General features: G+C 53.6%; 3 protein-coding genes. All 3 read right to left on the bottom strand.

The features are described 5' to 3' along the window. Positions 1–253: 253 nt before the first annotated feature. The gene (nhaC, locus tag GWQ22_RS20775) at positions 254–1,723 is read right to left on the bottom strand and encodes a Na+/H+ antiporter NhaC (RefSeq protein WP_275931531.1); all 1,470 of its coding nucleotides are present in this window, start codon (positions 1,721–1,723) and stop codon (positions 254–256) included. A gap of 159 nt (positions 1,724–1,882) precedes the next feature. After that, positions 1,883–3,136 carry an arginine deiminase gene (gene arcA, locus GWQ22_RS20770; protein ID WP_212512914.1) on the bottom strand — a complete coding sequence of 418 codons (1,254 nt, stop codon included), beginning with the start codon at positions 3,134–3,136 and terminating at the stop codon, positions 1,883–1,885. A gap of 15 nt (positions 3,137–3,151) precedes the next feature. Further along, entirely contained in the window at positions 3,152–4,576 is a 1,425-nt protein-coding gene (locus tag GWQ22_RS20765) for a basic amino acid/polyamine antiporter (RefSeq protein ID WP_042038317.1), read from the bottom strand. Between the last annotated feature and the right edge of the window lie 854 nt (positions 4,577–5,430).

The raw sequence follows: 5,430 nt of genomic DNA, 5'->3' as shown, positions 1-5,430 counted from the left end.
GGCTCTGAGGGTAGAATTAGTCATGGCGTATCACCTCTGTTGATTGAGATTCTTCGCGGGAATCAATCAGCAGGATACGCCACCTCTTCTATCCCTCCGTACACCAGAAATGACCATAACTCCAATTTTGACTGTAGTGGTTAACTAAATCCGGACACTTGGTTAGGCCGGTTTTCGGCTGCTGCTGGCGATATCCGTCATGGTGGTGATGTGGACGCCGCCAGTTGTCGTGCATGGCCGGCGCACGAGCCATTCAGCTTGTTAGCAGCACAGCCTTGCTTGGCAAACGCAACATGCGAAATCCTGCGTAAGCCACTGCGATGGTCAGTAACGGGCTGATAAAACAGAACACCGCATAGGGTGCGTAGCTCCAAGTCGTTACCCCCAAAGTGGCCGCCATATAGGCGCCGCAACTGTTCCAAGGGATTAACGCCGAGGTTGGCGTCGCGGTATCGCCGACCGCCCTCGATAGCACCACAGGGGCCAGGCCACGCTTGGCAAAGGCAGATTTAAACATCCGCCCCGGCAGCACAATGGCGATGTATTGGTCGGCGGTGACGATATTAGTGGCCACAATTGAGGTTGCCAGCGAGGCAACCAAAGCACCGTCCGACTTAGCTTTCTGAATAATCGGGGTGATTAGCCGCTCAAGCACCCCGACCTTCTCAACTACCCCACCAAACGCCAAGGCGCTGATAATCAGCCAGATGGTATTGAGCATGCTGCTCATACCGCCACGCGATGCCAGCATGTCCATCGGAGCAAAGCCCGAGGTTGAGGTATAGCCATTGGCCAAGGCCCGCCAGACGCCTTCCAATAACGCCAGCCACTGCGGAATTCCCTCGTTGGCAGCGGCAAAAGCCAGCACCCGCTCCGGGGCCATAACCGCCGCGAGTAGACCACCGGCAATCGAGCCAAGGAAAATCGCGGTAAAAGGCGGAAATCGGAACAATGCCAACAAAATCACCAACACTAGCGGCACAAACATCACCAACTGTGGCTGGAATGAGTTTTGAATCGCAGCAATTTTATCTGCGGCGTCGAAATCTCCTGGCTCACCCCACATAAAGAAAAACACTAACGAGAGCAACAAGGCCATTAGCGAGGTCAGCAGTGTCTCACGGATATGTTGATACAAATCGACACCAGCAGCGGCTGCGGAGAGATTGGCCGAGTCCGAGAGTGGCGACGACTTATCGCCAAAGTAAGCACCCGAGATCACTGCGCCCGCCGCTATCGCCGGATTCAAGCCCATGCTCAGGGCAATCCCCATAAAACCGACACCGATGGTTCCGACCACTGTCCAAGAGCTACCAATGCTGGCCGAAACGATGGCACTGATCACGCACGCGGTTACGAAGAAGTAATCTGGATTAAGTAGCTGTAATCCGTAATAAACCATAGCCACCAGCGTGCCACTGAGTGCCCAAGTACCAATCAGGCCGCCGACAGCGAACAAAATAAAGATCGCACCAATGCCAGTGGACACGCTATCAGTCGCGGCTTTACCCAGCGCCTCAAGCGTGTGTCCTCGACGCCAACCGATAAACACCGCAATCATCGTTGCGGTAACCAGCGCAACTTGGTTAGGGCCACCGGCACCAGCATCACCAAATAAAAAATAAGACAAGGCAACCAAGATAACCAGACAAGCGACCGGAATGATCGCCTCAAACAGCGACAGTGGTTGCGGCGTGCTAGGTCTGCGAATAAAACTGAACATTCAGATATGCCTCGGTTAATGTTCATATGACGGCTAGATATATGACGGCTAGATATGCAGCGCTTGAACTTAGCTCCATTGTCTGCCGCTTAACGCGTTGTCACCAGCACCAGTAAAACCGCCGCCAAAAGTGGCGGCGATTGCTGTTGCAGACTTCGCTTAGAAATCTACCTCATCACGGCTGATCGGGCAGGTCATGCAATGGCCGCCGCCACGGCCACGGCCGAGTTCGGAACCAACGATGGTGACCACTTCGATCCCCTCTTTGCGCAACAGGGTGTTGGTATGCACGTTACGATCATAGGCAAATACCACCCCCGGCGATGCGCACACCAAGTTGGCGCCGCTGTCCCACTGCGTGCGCTCACGCATGTAAGCGTTACCACCGGTTTCCACCACCCGCAGCTTCTTCAGACCCAAGGAGTGCGCCACCACATCGGTAAAGCGGCCCTTTTCCTTGACCAGTTCGATACCGCTTGGCTTGTCGCTTGGGCGGTACGAGAAGGTGCTGACGTGATCCATGATGTCTGGGTAAAGCAGCACGCAGTCGCGGTCAGCAAAGGTGAACACGGTGTCCAAGTGCATAGCCGCGCGCAGTTTAGGCATCGCTGCAACGATTACCCGCTCCGCTGCACCTTGCTTGAACAAGGTCGCGGCCAACTGGCTAATGGCCTGACGCGAGGTTCGTTCGCTCATGCCGATCAGCACGTTACCCTTGCCGATCGGCATTACATCGCCGCCCTCTAAGGTGGCCATGCCATGGTCTTCGGTAGGATCGCCCCACCAGACTTTGACCTTGCCGGCAAAATCGGGATGGAACTTATAAATAGCGGTGGTGAGGATGGTCTCTTCGTGACGCGCCGACCAGTACAGAGGGTTAAGCGTAACGCCGCCGTAAATCCAGCATGTGGTGTCACGGGTGTACAAGGTATTCGGCAAAGGCGGCAGTAGATATTCGGTCACACCAGCGGCTTCACGCACCAGCTTGAGGGTTTCGCCGCCGAAGGTTTCGGGAAACTCGTCAGTGGACAAGCCGCCGATCAGCGTCTCGGCCAGATCTCGTGGTGACAAGCCTTCGAGGTAGCTACGAATCTCATCTACCAGCCCAAGGCCAACCTGATTAGGCACAACCTGATGATCAAGAATCCACTTCTTGGCTTCAGCAATTGCGACAGTTTCAGCCAATAAGCTGTGCATTTCGACCACATCAACGCCGCGATCGCGCAGCTTGTTGGTGAAATCGAAGTGATCACGTTTAGCGTTCTCGACCCACATAACGTCATCGAACAGCAGCTCGTCGCAGTTGCTCGGGGTAAGCCGGGCATGCGCACGGCCCGGCGCGCAGACCATCACTTTGCGCAGCTGGCCGACTTCCGAATGCACGCCAAATTTGACTTCACTTGCATTTGTCATGATCAACTCCCTTGGTTAAATAGAGATAGCGCCAGTCGCTAAGCCGTAAACGCCGTAAATAGCCGCGGCGGCAATCACAGCGAAGATGATCCAATCCGAGGCCTTATCGAACACCACCTTGCCCTGCTCGCGGCGGGCGATGAAATACAAAACAGTGCCAGGCGCAAACAACACCGCCGACAACAGGATGAACTTCAAGCCGCCGGAGTAAATCATGAACAGTGTATACAACACGGCAAAACTGGCGATCAGCAGGTCGCGATTTCGTTCCTGTGGACGCACCTCATAGGTTTCACTGCGCTTGGCAATCATCAAGCCGTAGGCAGCCACAAACAGGTAGGGGATCAAGGTGGTGGCGCTAGTCAGGTTAAGCATCAGCGAGAACGCATCACGCGACCAATAGGTGGTGATCACAATGATCTGGACGATGATGCTGGTCACCCAAAGCGCCGTGACCGGCACGTTGTTTTTGTTGACCTTGGCAAACATCGCCGGCATGTCCTTTGACTTGCCCGCTGCGAACATCACCTCCGCACAGATCAGCGCCCAGGCCAAATAAGCGCCCAGAACTGAGACGAGCAAGCCAGCACTGACAAACATCGCCCCCCACGGGCCGACTACCGACTCCAGCACGCCAGCCATCGATGGCTGACGCAGGCCGGCAATTTCGGCGCGCTCCATCACTGCGTAGGGCAGCAAGGTAACCAGCACCATCAAGCCGGTAACCACGATAAAGCCAAGGATGGTTGCCTTGCCGACGTCGGCGCGCTCTTTGGCGTAGCGTGAATACACGCTGGCGCCTTCAATGCCGATAAACACAAACACAGTGACCAGCATGGTGGCCTTGACCTGTTCGAACAGGCCTACAGTCAAGTCGCCGCCATACAGATTCATGCTGAACAGATCGATCTTGAATGCAAAAAACAGCAAGACGATAAACACCATGATCGGAATGACCTTGGCGACCGTCACAATGCTGTTGATAAAGGCGGCCTGCTGTACGCCGCGCAGAATCAAGAAATGGAATAACCAAATGCCGATTGAAGCAACACCGATGGCGATCACCGTATTGCCATCGCCGAATACCGGAAAGAACGCACCCAAGGTGGACTTGATCAGCACCCAGTAAGACACGTTACCGATGCAACTGCCGATCCAATATCCGAAAGCCGAGAGAAAGCCCGGATAGTCACCAAAACCTTCTTTGGCATAAGCGAATACGCCGGCATCGATATTCGGTTTGCGCTCAGCCAAGAATTGAAAAACTCGCGCCAGCATATACATGCCGGTACCGGCAATAATCCACGCAATCAGTGCACCCAGCGGCCCGGTTGCTCCGGCAAAGGTTCTTGGTAGCGAGAAAATCCCGGCCCCGACCATGCCGCCAACTACCATCGCGGTTAGAGCCATCCGCGACATTTTTTGTTCTGTAACAGCCATATTCTATTGTCCTCCTGGAAACTTATACCGGGTGAGACACCCGACTGCGCTAACCCCTTGCTTAAACACTCAACTTCTTGTTAAAAAACAAGGTCAATCCTGTTGCTTTGTCAAGCTGATTGTCACAATATTTTACCCGTCCAAAATAGTAAAACTGCCAAACATACTGAATGTGCACTAAGGCAGATTACATCGACGTGATTGTACTGGTTTAAGCCCCTACCTATGCATGGCTCAAGCATTACCGCGAGATGCCGTAACAGAAACGGCCGCGATTAATCGTTTACGCTGTAGCCGAGGATTGTCTCGCCATAACCTGTAAAATACTGCTCCATTACTCCACAAAGTAGCTCGGCACACTTGGAAACTGCCGATTAGCTAGGTAGCTTGCAAGTCAGTGCTGAAATTATTGCCCTTGATGCCCCTGCGTAAACTCCAAGCTAGCCGCCAGTCGTTGCCTTTGTGATAGTTGAAGCGGTTTTCGCCGTATCCTAGGTACTTTAGATATCCGCGTTTTTACTCTTCGAAGTAGAGGTATAAGCATAGACCTTCTGTTAGAAAGCCCCAGTGAGAATCATCAGGATTGCCATAAGTAATTTCTGGGTGCTCAGAAAAAGTATGGATACTCCGCTGTCAGGATAGTTGTCGCCTCTTCGGTTATTCCTAAAAAAAACGTATCGGGGGCGGAAGGAGACAGGCCGTACTATTCACCTGAACGCAGAGCCGCAGAGCTATTGTCAAATCTGGTGTATGGCGTCGGTCAGGCGGCACTCCTGTCTGACTCCTCCAGCACCTTTACTCCGTCCTTGAATTTCACGTTGTTCGCTACCAACGTCAGCAGCGCAAATCCCTTG

Source organism: Aeromonas sp. 1HA1 (genome assembly GCF_029237385.1).
In the GTDB taxonomy this organism is placed as follows: domain Bacteria; phylum Pseudomonadota; class Gammaproteobacteria; order Enterobacterales; family Aeromonadaceae; genus Aeromonas; species Aeromonas popoffii.
This window is presented reverse-complemented; position numbering and strand designations above follow the sequence as displayed.